The 16749-nt window shown below is 64.2% G+C and carries 17 protein-coding genes; 9 read left to right on the top strand and 8 right to left on the bottom strand.

Annotated features, from left to right (window positions below):
• Nucleotides 1-82 precede the first annotated feature (82 nt).
• Genes glpE through ASB58_RS00035 form a run of 7 tightly spaced genes read right to left on the bottom strand, consistent with a single transcriptional unit; the run spans nucleotide 83 to nucleotide 7340 of the window.
• Complete coding sequence (gene glpE / locus ASB58_RS00005; protein WP_118128903.1) at nucleotides 83-403, bottom strand: thiosulfate sulfurtransferase GlpE; 321 nt, start codon at nucleotides 401-403, stop codon at nucleotides 83-85.
• Nucleotides 404-418: 15 nt separating this feature from the next.
• Nucleotides 419-1231, bottom strand: coding sequence for a symmetrical bis(5'-nucleosyl)-tetraphosphatase (locus ASB58_RS00010; protein ID WP_118128904.1), 813 nt, complete (start codon nucleotides 1229-1231; stop codon nucleotides 419-421).
• Between the two features lie 9 nt (nucleotides 1232-1240).
• On the bottom strand, nucleotides 1241-1615 hold the full coding sequence (apaG, locus tag ASB58_RS00015; RefSeq protein WP_118128905.1) for a Co2+/Mg2+ efflux facilitator ApaG/CorD: 375 nt from the start codon (nucleotides 1613-1615) through the stop codon (nucleotides 1241-1243).
• Nucleotides 1612-2421, bottom strand: a complete 810-nt coding sequence (gene rsmA, locus ASB58_RS00020; RefSeq protein WP_118128906.1) for a 16S rRNA (adenine(1518)-N(6)/adenine(1519)-N(6))-dimethyltransferase RsmA — start codon at nucleotides 2419-2421, stop codon at nucleotides 1612-1614. The genes apaG and rsmA overlap by 4 nt, the downstream gene beginning before the upstream one ends.
• A complete protein-coding gene (gene pdxA, locus ASB58_RS00025) occupies nucleotides 2418-3410 on the bottom strand; it encodes a 4-hydroxythreonine-4-phosphate dehydrogenase PdxA (RefSeq protein WP_118128907.1) in 993 nt (330 codons plus the stop codon). Before pdxA ends, rsmA begins: the two co-directional genes overlap by 4 nt.
• Nucleotides 3407-4696 carry a peptidylprolyl isomerase gene (locus tag ASB58_RS00030; protein WP_118128908.1) on the bottom strand — a complete coding sequence of 430 codons (1290 nt, stop codon included), beginning with the start codon at nucleotides 4694-4696 and terminating at the stop codon, nucleotides 3407-3409. The genes pdxA and ASB58_RS00030 overlap by 4 nt, the downstream gene beginning before the upstream one ends.
• Nucleotides 4686-7340, bottom strand: a complete 2655-nt coding sequence (locus ASB58_RS00035; protein WP_118128909.1) for an LPS-assembly protein LptD — start codon at nucleotides 7338-7340, stop codon at nucleotides 4686-4688. Before ASB58_RS00035 ends, ASB58_RS00030 begins: the two co-directional genes overlap by 11 nt.
• 114 nt (nucleotides 7341-7454) lie before the next feature.
• Here ASB58_RS00035 and ASB58_RS00040 point away from each other — a divergent pair, with 114 nt between their 5' ends.
• Genes ASB58_RS00040 through ASB58_RS00050 form a run of 3 tightly spaced genes read left to right on the top strand, consistent with a single transcriptional unit; the run spans nucleotide 7455 to nucleotide 9978 of the window.
• Nucleotides 7455-8525: an aminoglycoside phosphotransferase family protein gene (locus ASB58_RS00040; protein WP_202974570.1), complete on the top strand. Its 1071-nt coding sequence runs from the start codon at nucleotides 7455-7457 to the stop codon at nucleotides 8523-8525.
• Nucleotides 8522-9187, top strand: a complete 666-nt coding sequence (murU, locus tag ASB58_RS00045) for an N-acetylmuramate alpha-1-phosphate uridylyltransferase MurU (protein WP_118128910.1) — start codon at nucleotides 8522-8524, stop codon at nucleotides 9185-9187. The genes ASB58_RS00040 and murU overlap by 4 nt, the downstream gene beginning before the upstream one ends.
• Nucleotides 9188-9189: 2 nt before the next feature.
• A complete protein-coding gene (locus tag ASB58_RS00050) occupies nucleotides 9190-9978 on the top strand; it encodes a DnaJ domain-containing protein (protein ID WP_118128911.1) in 789 nt (262 codons plus the stop codon).
• Nucleotides 9979-10000: 22 nt separating this feature from the next.
• Here ASB58_RS00050 and ASB58_RS00055 read toward each other — a convergent pair whose 3' ends face one another.
• A complete protein-coding gene (locus ASB58_RS00055; RefSeq protein ID WP_181977842.1) occupies nucleotides 10001-10975 on the bottom strand; it encodes a DUF3530 family protein in 975 nt (324 codons plus the stop codon).
• Between the two features lie 139 nt (nucleotides 10976-11114).
• Between ASB58_RS00055 and rpe the strand changes: the two genes are divergently transcribed.
• The 6 genes from rpe (at nucleotide 11115) to trpC (ending at nucleotide 16588) form a co-directional block, all read left to right on the top strand.
• The gene (gene rpe, locus ASB58_RS00060; RefSeq protein ID WP_096004355.1) at nucleotides 11115-11789 is read left to right on the top strand and encodes a ribulose-phosphate 3-epimerase; all 675 of its coding nucleotides are present in this window, start codon (nucleotides 11115-11117) and stop codon (nucleotides 11787-11789) included.
• Nucleotide 11790: 1 nt separating this feature from the next.
• The gene (locus ASB58_RS00065) at nucleotides 11791-12468 is read left to right on the top strand and encodes a phosphoglycolate phosphatase (protein WP_096004354.1); all 678 of its coding nucleotides are present in this window, start codon (nucleotides 11791-11793) and stop codon (nucleotides 12466-12468) included.
• 176 nt (nucleotides 12469-12644) lie between these two features.
• Nucleotides 12645-14123 (top strand): anthranilate synthase component I, encoded by a 1479-nt coding sequence (trpE, locus tag ASB58_RS00070; protein ID WP_118128913.1) that lies wholly within the window; start codon nucleotides 12645-12647, stop codon nucleotides 14121-14123.
• A gap of 12 nt (nucleotides 14124-14135) precedes the next feature.
• Nucleotides 14136-14732: an aminodeoxychorismate/anthranilate synthase component II gene (locus ASB58_RS00075; RefSeq protein ID WP_118128914.1), complete on the top strand. Its 597-nt coding sequence runs from the start codon at nucleotides 14136-14138 to the stop codon at nucleotides 14730-14732.
• A gap of 18 nt (nucleotides 14733-14750) precedes the next feature.
• Nucleotides 14751-15797, top strand: coding sequence for an anthranilate phosphoribosyltransferase (gene trpD / locus ASB58_RS00080; RefSeq protein WP_118128915.1), 1047 nt, complete (start codon nucleotides 14751-14753; stop codon nucleotides 15795-15797).
• A complete protein-coding gene (gene trpC / locus ASB58_RS00085; RefSeq protein WP_096004350.1) occupies nucleotides 15794-16588 on the top strand; it encodes an indole-3-glycerol phosphate synthase TrpC in 795 nt (264 codons plus the stop codon). Before trpD ends, trpC begins: the two co-directional genes overlap by 4 nt.
• The last annotated feature ends 161 nt before the right edge of the window (nucleotides 16589-16749 follow it).

The raw sequence follows: 16749 nt of genomic DNA on the forward strand, positions 1-16749 counted from the left end.
CCCCCCCTTAACTCGCCGTAAAAGGCGAAAGGCGGAGTCGACAGCGGCGCGATGTTGAGGCTAAAAGCAACGCGCTGAAACCTTACTCGCAGCTAACTCGCGCCGGATAAGTTTGCCGCCACAGGTCAAAACCGCCATCCAGGCTGTAGGCCTCGGCAAAGCCGATGCTGGCCAGGTAGGCGGCGGCGCCCTGGCTGGAGTTGCCGTGGTAGCAGCAGACGATCAAGGGCGCCTGTTGGTCGGCGTTGGCGACGAAGTCAGCGAGGTTGTCGTTATCCAGGCGGATGGCGCCTGGAATGTGGCCAACGTCGAAGCTCTGCGGGTCGCGGATATCAACCAGCTGGGCGTTGCTGTCCAGCAACTGGCTGGCGGTGCGCGGATCGATGCGTTTGAAATCGCTCATGGTGTTCTCGCCGGGTCAGTGATCGCAGTCGCAGTGGTGCAGTTCGCGGGTGTCCAGGTTCATCAGCGTCATGCGGCTGCCCCAGACGCAGCCGGTATCCAGCGCGTGTATGCCCTGGGTGCCGGTGCGGCCTTCGATAGCGGCCCAATGGCCAAAGATGATCTGAATGTCCGGGTCCTTGCGCGGATAGCGGAACCAGGGAGCATAGCCCTTGGGCGTGGTGTCCAGCCCCTCCTTGGATTTGAATTCCAGGGTGCCGTCGGGTTTGCAGAAGCGCATGCGGGTCAGATAATTGGTGATCGCGCGGAGACGGTCGATGCCCTTGAGGCTGGACTTCCAGCGTGAGGGTTCGTTGCCATACATCTCGTCCAGATAGTCGGGCAGGCGCTTGTCGCTACGCAGCACTCGTTCCACTTCCTCGGCCAGCTCAAGGGTTTGCTTGACGGTCCAGATAGGCGGGATGCCGGCATGGGTCATGACAAAGCCGAGTTCAGCATCGAAGTGGGCCAGCGGCCTGCGGCGCAGCCAGTCCAGCAGGCTGTCGCGGTCGTCGGCCTTGAGTAGCGGCTTGAGGGTATCGGATTTGCGCACGCGACTGCCGTTGCGGCTGGCGGCCAGCAGATGCAGGTCATGGTTGCCGAGTACGGCGATACAGGCGCTGTCGAGCTGCTTGAGATAGCGCAGGGTCGCCAGCGAGTCGGGGCCGCGATTGACCATGTCGCCAACCGACCAGAGCACGTCCTTTGACGGGTTGAAGTCAACCTCGGCAAGCAGGCATTGAAGGGGCTTCAGGCAGCCTTGAATGTCGCCAACGGCGTAGGTAGTCATAAGGCAGCGTCAATTGAGTGCGTGTGGCTGGGCCAGGCGAAAGCGGGCGATGGTGGCGCTGAAGCTGTGCCCGTCGCTGGCGCGCATGTCGTAACTGCCTTCCATGGTGCCCACCGGCGTCTCCAGCAGGCAGCCGCTGGTGTAAGTGTGGCTGGCGCCTGGGGCGATGACGGGTTGTTCGCCGACCACACCGGGGCCGTCCACCCGTTGCTGCTTGTTGTTGCCATCGGTAATCAGCCAGTGTCGGTACAGCAGTTGGGCGTCTACACAGCCCTGGTTGGCGATGGTGATGGTGTAGGCAAAGGCAAAGCGCTTTTTCTGCGGGTCGGACTGTTCCGGCAGGTAGCGGGTCTGCACACTCACCGCGATGGCATAGTCGCTCATGCGCTGGCCGCCTGTTTGCGGGTGAGGCGGTTGGCCAGGCGGACAAAGCCGGCCAGGTCAACCTGCTCGGGACGGGTGCCCGGGTCGATGCCTTCGGCCTCGATCTCTTCAGCCGTGAGCAGCGCCTTCAGGGTATTGCGCAGGGTCTTGCGGCGCTGGTTGAAGGCGTCGCGTACCAGCACTTCCAGCACGCCTGCGTCGTCAGCCGGATGCGGCAGCGTGGCGTGCGGCACCAGGCGAACGATGGCCGAGTCGACCTTGGGCGCCGGGTTGAAGGCGCCGGGGCCAACGTCGAACAGGTGTTCTACGCGGCAGTGGTACTGCACCATGATGCCCAGGCGTCCGTAATGGTTCATGCCCGCGGTGGCAGCCAGACGCTGCACCACTTCCTTCTGCAGCATGAAGTGCATGTCTTCGATGCAGTCCGATTGCGACAGCAGGTGGAACATCAGCGGGGTGGAAATGTTGTAGGGCAGGTTGCCGACCACGCGCAGCTTCTCGCCTCGGGTGGCGAGGTCGCGGAAGTTGAACTTGAGGGCGTCGCCCTTATGCAGACGGAAGCGCTCAAGGAAACCGAACTGGCCCATCAGTATCGGGTGCAGGTCCTTATCCAGCTCAACCACGTCAAGCTGTGCACCACTGGCCAGCAGACCCGAGGTAATGGCGCCCTGACCGGGGCCGATCTCGACCAGATGGTCGCTTTCGCGCGGGCGAATCGAACGGACGATGCGGTCGATGACGCCGGCGTCATGCAGGAAGTTCTGGCCAAAGCGCTTGCGCGCCTTGTGTTGCGGAAACTGACTCATACAGCCCTCCGGGCGGCGATCATCTGGATGGCGGTATCGAGGGCAACCTGCAGGCTGCCGGGGTTGGCCTGACCCGTTCCGGCCAGGTCGAGCGCCGTGCCGTGGTCCACCGAAGTGCGGATGATCGGCAGGCCCAGGGTAATGTTGACGGCGTTGCCAAAGCCCTTGTGTTTGAGCACCGGCAGCCCTTGATCGTGGTACATCGCCAGCACGGCGTCGGCCTGCTCCAGGTGCTTGGGGGTGAACAGGGTGTCGGCGGGCAGCGGGCCGATCAGCTGCATGCCCTCGGCGCGCAGGCGCTGCAGCGCGGGGATGATCACGTCCAGCTCTTCACCTCCCAGGTGCCCATCTTCGCCAGCGTGCGGATTCAGGCCGCAGACCAGAATACGCGGCGTGGCGATGCCGAACTTGCTGAGCAGGTCGTTGTGCAGGATGCGCATGACGCGCTCGATCAGCGGACCCGTGATGGCGTCAGCGACCTGGCGCAGCGGCAGATGCGTGGTGGCCAGGGCCACGCGCAGGCCGGGGCAGGCAAGCATCATCACCACTTGCTCGGTCGCGGTTTGCTCGGCAAAGAACTCGGTGTGCCCGGAGAAGGGCACGCCAGCGTCGTTGATGATGCCCTTGTGCACTGGTGCCGTGACGATAGCGTCAAAGCTGCCGGCAAGTGCGCCGGCACCAGCCAGGCGCAAGGTTTCGAGTACATAGCCGGCGTTGGCGGCGTTCAGCTCGCCCGGCCGACAGGGTGCGGCCAGGCTGACCGGCAGCACGCTCAACTGGCCGGCGGCCTGCGCGGCGGGCAGCGCATCCGGGTCAAACGGCTGCAGCTCGACGGACAGTCCGAGCTGGGCGGCGCGCTGCTCCAGCAGCTGCGGGTCGGCAATCACCACCCGCTCGCAGCTGGCCGGCTGTTGCGCCAGCATCAGACACAGGTCGGGGCCAATGCCCGCCGGCTCGCCAGCGGTGATGGCCAGGCGTGCCGGACTCACCCGTTCTTGATCTCCACGTAGGCTTCATCGCGGATCTGCAACAGCCAGGTCTGCAGCTCTTCTTCGTACTTGCGGCTGCGGATCAGGTTGGCAGCCTGCTGCTCACGCATCTCGTCGGTCATATCAACGTCGCGGGTGCCCAGCACTTCCAGGATATGCCAGCCAAACTGGCTCTGGAACGGCCGGGTCAGCGTGTTGAGCGGCGTGCTGGTGATCATTTCGCCAAATTCCGGGGTCATTGCATCCGGCGTCACCCAGTCCAGGTCGCCGCCGTTCAGCGCGCTGCCTGGATCCTCGGAGTAGGACTTGGCCAGGGTGGCGAAGGATTCGCCATTCTGGATACGCTCGTAGATGCGCTGGGCCAGTTGGGCGGCTTCGCCGTCAGTGCGGATTTCGCTGGGCTTGATCAGGATGTGACGGACGTGGAACTCCTCGATCATCTGTCCTTCACCGCCGCGGCGATCCAGCAGCTTGAGGATATGGATACCGGCTGGCGAGCGCATCGGCTGGGTGATGCCGCCGATCTCCAGGGCGTTGACCGCGGAAGCGAACGGACCCGGCAGCTGGGCCGCCTTGCGCCAGCCCAGTTCGCCACCTTCCAGCGCGGTGTCACCAGCCGAACGGCTGGCGGCCAGGGTGTTGAAGTCCGCACCCTGCTGCAGCTGGTTGTAGATGTCGGTTGCGGCGCGACCGACTTTCTCGACCTCGGCCTGGCTGGCGTTCTCTGCCAGCGGCAGTACGATCATCGCCAGGCGGAAATCAGCAGAAGTCTGGTACTTGCCGACCTCGGAGTTGAGGAAGTTGCGCACTTCCTGATCGCTGACCTGGATGTTGTCGCGGACCCGGCGCTGACGTACGCGGTTGATGATCATCTCGCGGCGGATCTGCTCGCGGGCCTGTTGAAAGCTGATGCCGTCGCGCTCCAGCGCGGCGCGGAACTGCTCCAGGGTGGCACCGTTGCGGGCGGCGATCTGCTGCATGGTTTGGTTCAGCGATTCGTCGTCAATCTGCATGCCGGCGCGTTCGCCCATCTGCAGCTGGATGCTTTCCAGGATCAGACGGTCGAGTACCTGGCTGCGCAGCTCGCTCTCGGCCGGCGCTTCAGCGCCGTTCTGCGCCAGTTGCTGGCGCACCGAGGCCATCCGCTCATTGACCTGGCTGGCCATGACCACGTCGTTATCGACGATGGCGGCGACCCGGTCCAGGGGCTCGACGGCCGCCTGGCTGGAGGCGCTGAACAGGAGGCCCGCACACAGGCTGAGGGCTGTAACAAACTTAGAATGCATTATCTTCACGCTCTCTGTAACCGGGAATGCCTTCGTCGAGGAGGCTGTGTACTTCGTTGCCGCTGACACTGCCGAGGCCCTTGAGGACCACCTGCAGGAAAATGCCGCGGTTGGATTCGTCGCGGGCGACCGATTCAAACTCGTTGTAGTCAACCCAGTAGCGGTTGATCACGCGCAGTTTCCAGCAGCAGCTGTCGTACTCCAGACCACCGAAGGCTTCGAGGGTTCGATCGTCGGCAAAGTCGTGCTGCCAGCGGCCGATCAGGCTCCACTGCGGATTGAGTGGCCACATGAACGACAGGTCGGACTGGTCGATACGGCTGTCCGGGTCGTGCTGGAAGGTACCGGTCAGCGCGTTGTAGGTGTTGATGTTGTTGCGGTAGCGATAGCCCATGTTCAGCACCTTGCGTGGCTCGGGCTGGTAATGAGCGAAGACGCTGCCGGCGTCGCTGCCGCTGTCGTCCGGATCCCAGATGATGTCGCCGTTGACACGCCAGGCGTCGCTGACCCGGTACATGACCTCGGCGGCGTAGGCGGAGGATGACGAGGTGTCGGCGCTGCGCGCGACGCCGTTGGCGTCGAGCATCTGGACTTCGCGGTCACGGAAATACAGAACCTGGCCGAAGCTGGCGCGGGCACGCTCGGTGCCATTGGACTCCAGCGCGCGGCTGGTCAGGCCCAGCGACAGCTGGTTGGCATCGGCCACGCGGTCCCGGCCGCTGAAGCGGTTGTCGCGGAACAGCGAGTTGTAGCTGAAGGTGTTCTGGTTGGTGTCGAACAGCGGCTGCTCGTCCTGGTCTTCGTGCGGCGCGTACAGGTAGAAGGCACGCGGCTCCAGGGTTTGACGCAGGCCCTTGCCAAACCAGCTGGTCTGACGGTCGAAGTACAGGCCGGCATCCAGCGCGGCCACCGGCACGGTGCTGGACGGCGTGGTATTGGCATCGGCGTAGTTGAAGCCGTCTGCGCGGGCGTCGAAGTCCAGGTCGTAGTAGGTGGTCTGGGTGCGCACGCTGGGCGTGACAAAGGCCCAGCTGTTGCGCCAGGGGTAGCTGAGTTTGGGGCTGATGCTGACCCGGTGACCGGTGGCGCGTTGCAGGCCGGTCAGGTTTTCGTCGGGGGTCAGAATCGGGTTGCCCAGGCTGTCGAGCTGAATGCCGTCCTGGCCGGTGATGAAGCCGTCGCCCAGGTCGCGATCAAAGAAGGCGTATTCCAGGTCATAACCGAAGCGCAGGCCGGTATCGCCCAGCCAGTTGGCGCCGTCGAGGCGCAGCTGCGGCAGGCGCTCGTAAGGCGTCAGCGAGGTGATGGTGGCCAGCTCGTAGGCATGCACGCCAGCGCGGAAGCGCCAGCCGTCACCCCGGTAGGTAATGCCGGCGCGCTGGTTGACATAGGTGTCTGAGCGGGCCTCCAGGGCGGTGTTCAGGTCCTGGAAGTAAAAGGGGTCGCTGATGTCGACGTACTCGACGTCGGTGCTCCAGCGGCTTTGCAGGCCGCCCTGGTGCTGCCAGCCGTATAGCCAGCGGTTTTCGCCATATTCGCTGTCGTCCAGGAAGGCGGCGGTGAGCGTGCCTTCGTTGTCCGGCTTCATGTAGCGGAAGTCGCCCTCCATCTGCAGGCCGCGTTCGGAGAGGTAGCGCGGGTACAGGGTGGCGTCGTAGTTTGGCGCAATGTTGATGTAGTACGGCGTTTCGATCTCGGTGCCGTTGTCGGTCGAGTGACTGAAACTCGGCGGCAGCAGACCGGTCTGACGACGGTCATCAATCGGGAAGTAGATATACGGCGTGTAGAACACCGGCACGTCCTTGACGCGCAGGGTGACGTGACGGGCTTCGCCCCAGCCTTTCTCGCGGTCCAGCTCAATGTCGTCGCCGTGCAGCGCCCAGCTGTTCTGGCCCGGCTCGCAGGTGGTGTAGCTGCCTTCGCTGATCACGATGATGGCGTCATCACGGCGCATCAGTTTGCTGGCGGTGCCGCGGGCGCGGGCGTCATGGACGACGTACTCGACGCCGTCGATTCGCGTCTCGCCGTTGTCGATGCGCATGGATGCGCTGTCGCCCAGCACCAGTACGCCCTGGTCGCGCAGGCGGACGTTGCCTTCCAGCACGGCCTGGGCATTGGCCTGGTCAAAACTGGCCTGGTCAGCGCGGGCCTGCAGGCGGCCCTGGCGCAGCAGAACGTCACCTTGTAGCACGCCGGTCTGCTTGTCCTGCTCAAAGCGACTGCTGTCGGCCGAGGCGTAGACGGGCAGTTGATCGAACGGTGTCGGGTCGTCACGGCCGGTGCGTTCCGGTTCGACATAGGCGCCGCCGCAGTAGGGCGCAATGGCGGCCTGCTGCTCAGCGCTCAGCTGTTCCCGCGGGACCCAGTCCAGGCGGCTGAAGTCGGTGCTGGCGGTGGGGCGGCCGGCGCCGGTAGCGGCTGCCGCTACGACGGTCTCGCTGATCGGCGCAGGGGTTGGAGCCGGGCGCGGCGGCCGGGGCGGCAGTTCGCCGCGGGTCTGCAGGGGTTCACAAGCCCAGCTGTTGCCGGACGGGCGGCACTGTACCTGTTGATTGGCAACAGCGCTCAGTGGCTGGGCCAGCAGCAAGGAGCTGGCCAGCAACATGGGAAAAGAAGTGCGAAAGGGTGGAGTACGGTAGGCCATTATGTCGTTATCCGGGCTTCCAGTCGGTGCGTGCTCGCGACGCCTTGTGCGAGGAGAATGCAATCTGCATGCTGTGTCAGTGCAGCAAGATAACGGATAATAAAGCATTGAGCGATGCCTGAGTACGAATTGGCACGGCAACCGATAGGCGAGATTGGGATATTGATGGACTCACGACAGCAGCAGATGCAGCAATGGCTGACCCGGGCGCTGCCCCAGGCAGCGGCGACCCTGCAATGGGCCGACTTGCCCGCGGGCGAGCTGGCACCGGCCAGCGCCGATGCGAGTTTTCGCCGTTATTTTCGCTGGCAGGCGGGCGAGCGCAGCCTGATTATTATGGATGCGCCGCCGGCGCACGAGAACAGCGAGCCCTTTGTGCGGATTACCGGCTTGCTGCAGGCGGCGGGTGTGCGCGTGCCGCGTATCTTTGCCGACGATCTGGAGCAGGGGTTTCTGCTGCTCGAAGACATGGGCGCCCAGACCTATCTGCAGTACTTGCAACAGGGCGTCAGCGACGCCGAGCGCGAGCGCCTGTTCACCGGCGCCATCGGCAGTCTGATCCGCTGGCAGCAGGCCAGTCGGCCCGGTGTGCTGCCTGATTATGATGAGGCGGTGCTGCGCCGTGAGCTGGCGTTGTTTCCCGAGTGGTATGTTGCGCGGGTGCTGGCGCGCGCGTTTAGCCCCGACGAGCAGCGCCTGTGGGATGCCCTCCAGCAGTTGCTGCTGGACAGCAATCTGGGCGAGGCGCAGGTCTATGTGCACCGTGACTACATGCCGCGCAACCTGATGGTGGCGGACGGCGAGCCCGGTGTGCTGGACTTTCAGGACGCGCTTTACGGCCCGATCAGCTACGACGTGACCTCGCTGTTTGCCGATGCCTTTTACAGCTGGTCGGCTGCCGAGCGGCGCCAATGGTTGACGCGCTACTGGCAGCAGGCAGCAGCTGCCGCTCTGCCGGTGCCGGCGCAGCTGGAAAGCTTTCTGGATCAGGCCCGGCTGATGGGCGTGCAGCGCCATCTCAAGGTGCTGGGGATCTTTGCGCGCATCTGCCACCGTGACGGCAAGCCGCACTATCTGGCTGACGCGCCGCGCTTTGTCCGCTATCTGCGTGAGGCCTGTACCGAGGATGTGCGGCTGCAGCCGCTGAGTGAGCTGCTGGACAGCCTGGAGATGCCGGCGGCATGAAGGCGATGATCCTGGCGGCGGGCAAGGGCGAGCGCATGCGTCCGCTGACACTGCACACCCCGAAGCCGCTGCTCAAGGTGGCGGACAAGCCGCTGCTGCAATGGCATATCGAGGCGCTGGCGGCCGCGGGCCTGCGGTCGCTGGTGATCAATCACGCCTGGCTGGGTGAGCAGATCGAGGCGTTCTTTGGCGACGGTGCGGCGCTGGGCGTGGCGATCAGCTGGTCCGCCGAAGGCGAACCGCTGGAAACCGGTGGGGGCATCCGTCGTGCGCTGCCGTTGCTGGGCGATGCCCCCTTTGTACTGGTCAACGGTGATGTCTGGACCCGGTTTGATTTTGCCCACCTGAGCCTGCCGCCCGGCAAACTGGCCCACCTGGTGCTGATCGACAACCCCGCGCACAACCCGAACGGTGACTTTCTGCTGCACGACGGTGAGGTCGGTAACCCTGCGAGCGGCCAGCGCGGCCTCACCTACAGCGGCATCGCGGTGTTGCACCCGGCGCTGCTGGTCGACCAGCCCGACGGGGCCTTTGCGCTGGCACCGTTGTTGCGCCAGGCGGCGGACCAGGGGCGGGTCAGCGGCGAGTACTATCGTGGCCCGTGGATCGACGTCGGCACACCCGAGCGGCTGGCGGACGCTGATCGGCAGGCGAGGGTCTGAGCATGCTCTGGCCGGTGACGGTATTGGGGGCGCTGGTGGGGGGGCTGGGCGGCGCGTTGCCCGGTGCGCTGCTGGGCGCTGTGGTCGGACACGCGCTGGACCGTCATTGGCGCCTGCGGCGCTGGCGGGATCTGCCGGCCCGTCTGGCCGAGCTGCGCCTGGGTGACAGTGGTTTTGAACGCGTGCTGTTTCTCTGTCTTGGTCGCCTGGCCAAGGCCAGTGGGCGCGTCAGTCAGGCGCATCTGCAGCTGGCGCGTGATCTGATGCAGCAATATCGCCTGGATGAAGCGGCGCGACTGCGTGCCATGCGAGACTTTAACGAGGGCAAGACGGCCGGTGATCTGGCCCCTCTGGTGCGCGCTCTGCGCAAGCGCGAGCCGGCACGCGCCGCCGAGCTGCTCGACAGCAGCTGGCGCATGGCGGTGGTCCCGGGGCAGCTGAATGAGGAGGTGCGCACTCTGCTGTTCGTCTGGGCTGGCGAAGCGGGCCTGGGGCAGGCTGAGCAGCAGCGCATGCACCAGCGCCACCAGCGAACGCAGGCGCCGCCGCGCAGTCGTTCGGCCGTCCCGCGGCAGGACGCGCTGAAGCGCGCCGCAGCGCTGCTCAAGGTTAACCTGGACGACTCGCCGGAGGTGATCAAGCGGGCCTACCGTCGACAACTCAGTCTGCATCACCCTGATAAGCTGGCCGCCCGCGGCGCGGGTCGTACCGAGCAGGGCAATGCGGGTGAGCGTATCCGCCAGATTCAGGAGGCGTACGAGCTCCTGCGTCGGCACAAGGGCTTCCGCTAACTCCCTTTTTGATGGCTGTTCTTCAGGGCGCCTCGCTCGCTTCGGGCGTGGCTTGGGCCGGCCGATAGTTGGCTTCCAGCCAGCCCTGCAGCCGCTTGGCAATCATCTCCTGCGCCACTGCCGAGCGTTGAATCGGTGCCAGATCCAGTTGTCGGTAGCGGCTGTGGCCGGCGCGTCGGGCGATACGCAGATGGGCGGCGGCGTGCGCCTGGCCCAGAGCGCTGCTGCTGTCGAGCATTTCCAGCATGGGCTTATCCCACCCCTCCATCAGGCTGCCAAGGCTTGGGCGCTCGGCCGCAGCGGGCTGACGCACCTCGTACAGCACCATTGCCTGCGGTGGTTGATCGTCAGGGGTGCTGTCGGTGGCCAGCAGCGCCCAGTAGCCCGCGTCGCGGCGGGCGACCAGGGTAATCTGCTCGGCGCCCTCAGCCTTCAATACCTGCAGCGCGGCGTTGATCAGGCCGCCGGCCGCGGTGCCATAGTCCAGGCTGACGGGCGGCTCGGGTGGTGCATCAGCGGGTTCGCTACCGGCCAGCAGCGCCGGGTCGGCGGCGGGGGGCGCTTCCCCTGGCGGCTGATTGTCCGGGTCGGCAATCGGCGGGCTGATGATGGTCGGGCCGTCCGGTGCATCGGGCAGAGTAAGAGCCAGCGTGTGCCAACCGGCATCACTCAGCTGGCGGCGCGCCGGACCAATCAACTCGGGCCAGTCGGCGTGCTCACCGGACCCCGCGATCAGCAGCACGCCACCCAGTGGCTGCGGTCTGGCTGCGGGTAGAAACAGGCCGAAGACGGACTCGCCGTTGAAATCCAGCTGGCGTTGTTCGTCGGTCGGGATCTCGCGCTGCAGTGCGTTGCGATACTGGGCGTTGCGAGACAGCGCGTCGACGCGTTCGCTCGGCGCGCTGGCCGCCGCTGCGTCCGGTGTTGGCGCAGATGGTTCCTGTGCGGCGGCGTGGCTGGCGAGGCAGAGCAGCGCGATCAGGGCTGGCAGGCGCATGGGCAGGTTCCGTCGGGCGGTTGGCAGGTTATCCGGCTGGACCGTAGACGATACGGCGCTCGGGTCTGTGCCGAGTATAACAGCGGCGGATGCGGTACACTGGCGACCTTTTCCGTGTCCGTTTTTACCGAGGTTTGTCATGCCTGATTACGCCATCGCGCCGTCCATCCTGTCTGCCGATTTTGCTCGTCTCGGAGAAGACGTCGACCGCGTGCTGGCGGCCGGCGCCGATATCGTGCACTTCGATGTCATGGATAACCATTATGTACCCAACCTGACTATCGGCCCGATGGTCTGCTCGGCGCTGCGCAAATACGGCATTACCGCACCGATCGATGTGCATCTGATGGTCAAGCCGGTGGATCGTCTGATCGGCGACTTTCTCGAGGCCGGTGCCAGCTACATCACCTTCCACCCGGAAGCCTCCGAGCACATTGATCGTTCGCTGCAGCTGATCAAGGACGGTGGCGCCAAGGCCGGTCTGGTGTTCAACCCGGCAACCTCGCTGGATGCGCTCAAGTACGTGATGGACAAGGTCGACATGGTGCTGCTGATGAGCGTCAACCCGGGCTTTGGCGGCCAGAAGTTCATCCCGGGCACGCTCGACAAGCTGCGCGAGGCGCGGGCACTGATCGACGCCAGCGGTCGTGATATTCGCCTGGAGATCGACGGTGGCGTCAACGAACAGAATATTCGTGCTATCGCTGAAGCGGGTGCCGATACCTTTGTTGCCGGTTCGGCGATTTTCAACAAACCGGACTACAAGGCAGTGATCGACAGCATGCGTGCGGAGCTGGCGCAGGTAAAACGCTGAGATGCTATTGCGCGATCTGTTTGCTGGAGAACTGCCAAAGCTGGTGATGTTCGATCTGGATGGCACCCTGATCGACTCTGTGCCGGACCTGGCTGCTGCCGTCGATGTCATGCTGCGTCAGCTCGGTCGAGATCCGGCTGGCGATGATCAGGTGCGTCACTGGGTCGGCAATGGTGCGCGGGTGCTGGTGCGTCGCGCGCTGGCGGGCGGTATGGCGCACGAGCATATAGATGAAGGGGCAACCGAGCAGGCGCTGGCGCTGTTTCTTGAGGCGTACGCCGGCGATCACTCGCGCAGCACGGTCTACCCCGGTGTGCGCGCCTTGCTTGATCAGTTGCAGGCGGACCAGGTGCCGCTGGCGCTGGTCACCAACAAACCGAGTCGCTTTGTGCCTGAGCTGCTGGCAGACAAGCAGCTGGACGGTTACTTTCGCTGGCTGGTGGGCGGCGATACGCTGCCCGTGCAGAAGCCTGACCCCGCCGCGCTCAACTGGGTCATGCAGCAAGCCGCGGTGAGTGCCGCCCAGGCGCTGTTTGTCGGCGACTCGCGCAGCGATGTGCTGGCCGCCAGAGCTGCGGGCGTGCCGGTGGTCGCGGTCAGCTATGGCTACAATCATGGCCAATCGATCGCCACGGAAAACCCGGACCTGCTGGTTGATTCGCTTGACGCGCTCATATAGGCTTGCTCGGGTATCCCCTCCAGTGATGGATCAGCCGTGTTTGTCAGCAACCGCAAACTGATGAGAGTTATCAAGGCGCTCGCCCGCTGGCGTTGGCGTACCTGAACTGTCCCTGCTCGCCCTCGTGTGCGAGCACCCCTGTTTGCGTATGACTTACCCTGCCTTTGAGGCTGATCATGATCCGAGACGAATTCCTTCGCCTGGCTGCCCAGGATTGCAACCGTGTACCCGTTGTACGCGAGGTGCTGGCAGATCTTGAAACTCCGCTGTCCACCTATCTGAAACTGGCCGACGGTGCCTACTCCTACCTGCTGGAGTCGGTGCAGGGCGGCGAGAAGTGGGGGCGTTATTCCATCATCGGCCTGCCGGCCCGCACCGTACTGCGCGTCGACGGCCATACCGCAACCGTGCTGGTCGACGGTGTCGAGCAGGAGCGCCACGAGTGTGCCGATCCGCTGGATTTCGTCGAGACCTTCAAGGCCCGTTATCGGGTGCCGAGCATTCCGGGTCTGCCGCGCTTCAATGGTGGGCTGGTTGGCTACTTTGGTTACGACTGCGTGCGCTATGTTGAGCCGCGCCTGGCCGCGACGGTCAATCCGGATGTGCTGGGTACCCCGGACATCCTGCTGATGGTGTCGGATGAAGTGGTGGTGTTCGACAACCTCGCCGGCAAGCTGCACGCCATCGTGCTGGCTGACCCGAGCGCCGACGATGCCTTCGAGCAGGCCAATGCCCGACTGGACCAACTGCTTGAGCAGCTGCGCCTGCCGACGCCGGCGCGCAAGCTGATTGATCTGGCTGCGCCGGTCAATACCGACCTGGAATACCGCGCCAGCTTCACCCGTGAGGATTACGAGCGGGCGGTCGACACCATCAAGGAATACATCCTTGCCGGTGACTGCATGCAGGTGGTGCCGTCCCAGCGCATGAGCATCGACTTCAAGGCCGAGCCGATTGATCTGTACCGGGCGCTGCGCAGCCAGAACCCGACGCCTTACATGTACTTCTTCAACTTCGGTGACTTCCACGTGGTTGGCAGCTCTCCCGAGGTGCTGGTCCGTGTCGAAGAGGGTGAAGTAACGGTACGCCCGATTGCCGGTACCCGCCCGCGTGGCGCGACCGAAGAAGCCGATCTGGCGTTGGAGCAGGACCTGCTGTCCGACGCCAAGGAAATCGCCGAGCACCTGATGCTTATCGACCTGGGCCGCAATGACGTTGGCCGCGTGGCGCAGATCGGCAAGGTCAAGGTGACCGAGAAGATGGTCATCGAACGTTATTCCAACGTCATGCACATCGTCTCCAACGTGCAGGGCCAGCTCAAGCCGGAACTGACAGCGATGGACGCGCTGCGCGCCATTCTGCCGGCGGGCACCCTGTCCGGCGCGCCGAAGATTCGCGCGATGGAAATCATCGACGAGCTGGAGCCGGTCAAGCGCGGCGTCTACGGCGGCGCGGTCGGCTACTGGGCGTGGAACGGCAATATGGACACGGCCATCGCGATTCGTACCGCGGTGATCAAGGATGGCGAACTGCACGTACAGGCTGGTGGCGGCATTGTGGCTGACTCGGTGCCCGCGCTGGAGTGGGAAGAGACCATCAACAAGCGTCGCGCCATGTTTCGTGCGATTGCCCTCGCTGAACAATCGGCCCGGTAAAGGAGAAAAGCCATGCTGCTGATGATCGATAACTACGACTCCTTTACCTACAACGTGGTGCAGTACCTCGGTGAACTGGGTGCCGACGTTAAGGTGGTGCGCAACGATGAATTGACCGTCGCCGAGATCGAAGCCCTCAATCCCGAGCGCATCGTTGTTTCACCTGGTCCGTGCACGCCCAACGAGGCGGGTGTGTCGGTGCCGGTGCTCAAGCACTTTGCCGGCAAGCTGCCGATTCTCGGCATTTGCCTGGGCCACCAGAGTATCGGTCAGGCCTTTGGCGGTGATGTGGTGCGCGCCCGTCAGGTCATGCACGGCAAGACCAGTCCGGTCTACCATGAAGGCTTGGGGGTGTTTGCCGGCCTGAACAACCCGCTGACCGTGACCCGTTACCACTCGCTGGTAATCAGCCGCGATACGCTGCCCGACTGCCTGGAGCTGACGGCCTGGACCCAGCATGAAGACGGCAGCGTTGACGAAATCATGGGCGTGCGCCACCGCGAATACATGATCGAGGGCGTGCAGTTCCATCCCGAGTCGATCCTGTCCGAACAGGGGCACGAGATGCTCGCAAACTTCCTCAAGCAGCAGGGCGGCCTGCGCCGCTGATCAGCAAGGAGAGACGGCATGGATATCAAGACAGCCCTCGGCAAGGTGGTCGATCAACTGGATCTGTCCACCGAGGAAATGCAGGACGTCATGCGCCAGATCATGACCGGCCAGTGCACCGACGCACAGATTGGCGGCTTTCTGGTTGCCCTGCGCATGAAGAGTGAAACCCTCGACGAAATTACCGGCGCGGCCATGGTCATGCGCGAGCTGGCTTCCGGGGTGCAGATCAGCGGCGAGCGGCTGGTCGATACCTGCGGCACCGGCGGCGACGGCGCCAATATCTTTAACGTGTCGACCGCCGCAGCGCTGGTGGTAGCCGCTGCTGGCGGCAAGGTCGCCAAGCACGGCAACCGGGCGGTATCCGGCAAGAGCGGCAGTGCCGACCTGCTGGAGGCGGCAGGCGTGAACCTCAATCTGACGCCCGAGCAGGTTGCCCGCTGTGTGGAAAGCGTCGGCGTCGGCTTTATGTTCGCCCCGGCTCATCACGGCGCGATGAAGCACGCCATCGGCCCGCGCCGCGAGCTGGGTATGCGCACCCTCTTCAACATGCTCGGCCCGATGACCAACCCGGCCGGGGTCAAGCATCAGGTCATCGGCGTGTTTACCCAGGCGCTGTGCCGGCCGATTGCCGAGGTGCTCAAGCGTCTCGGTAGCGAGCACGTGCTGGTGGTGCACTCCAAGGATGGCCTGGACGAACTGAGTCTGGCGGCGACCAGCCACATCGCCGAGCTGAAAGACGGTGAAGTACGCGAATACGATGTCAGCCCGGAAGAGCTGGGCATCAAGAGTCGCTCGCTGATCGGCCTGACAGTCGAGGACTCGACTGCCTCGCTCAAGCTGATTCGCGACGCGCTCGGCAAACGTGAAACCGAGGCGGGCGAGAAGGCTGCCGATATCATCATTCTCAATGCTGGCGCGGCACTGTACGCGGCGGATCACGCCACCAGCCTGCTCGAAGGCGTGAAGCTTGCCTCCGATGCGCTTTACTCCGGGCTGGCGCGGGAAAAACTCAACGAACTCATCGCCTTTACCGAGGTATTCCGGGAGGAAGCAGCACAATGAGCGTGCCGACTATCTTGCAGACCATTGTTGCGCGCAAGCACGAGGAAGTGGCTGAGCGACTGAAGCAGCGCAGTCTGGCCGAGCTGGAGCAGCTGGCAGCGGCTGCGCCGCCCACCCGCGGCTTTGCCAAGGCCCTTCGGAACGCTGCAGCAGCGCGTCGCCCAGGCGTGATTGCCGAGATCAAGAAGGCATCGCCGAGCAAGGGCGTGCTGCGTGAGCATTTTGATCCGGCCGAGATTGCCGTCAGCTATGAAGCCGGTGGTGCAGCCTGTCTGTCGGTACTGACCGATGTGGACTTCTTTCAGGGGCACGACGATTACCTGCAGCAGGCGCGCGCCGCCTGCGCATTGCCGGTGATCCGCAAGGACTTTATGGTGGACCCGTATCAGATCGTCGAGGCCCGTGCGCTGGGCGCCGATTGCGTGCTGCTGATCGCGGCCTGCCTTGATGATGGGCAGATGAACGAGCTGGCCGCCACTGCCCGTCAGCAGGGATTGGACGTGCTGGTGGAGGTACATGACGGCGCCGAGCTGGAGCGCGGTCTCAAGCTGGATACGCCGTTGATCGGCATCAACAACCGCAACCTGCATACCTTCGAGCTCACGCTGGATACCACGCTGGAGCTGCTGCCGCAGATCCCGCGTGAGAAGACCCTGGTGACCGAGAGCGGCATTTTGCACCGGGCGGACGTCGAGCTGATGCTGGCGCATGAGGTCTATGGCTTTCTGGTTGGCGAGGCCTTTATGCGGGCCGGTAATCCAGGGCAGGAGCTCAAGCGTCTGTTCTTCTGATGCGCGGTGGCTTGCGCTGACAGAAAACCTCCTTCGGGAGGTTTTTTTGTGCCGGAAAGTAGCGCGTTTGCGCTGGGTGAAATATCGAGAAACCTGTTTGGTGTGAACCAATTTTTGCGCTTTTTATCGAACTGAGTCGATGGGATTATCGCTCCATCGGC

It is taken from the genome of Pseudomonas abyssi (genome assembly GCF_003444685.1).
GTDB classification, from domain to species: Bacteria; Pseudomonadota; Gammaproteobacteria; order Pseudomonadales; family Pseudomonadaceae; genus Halopseudomonas; species Halopseudomonas abyssi.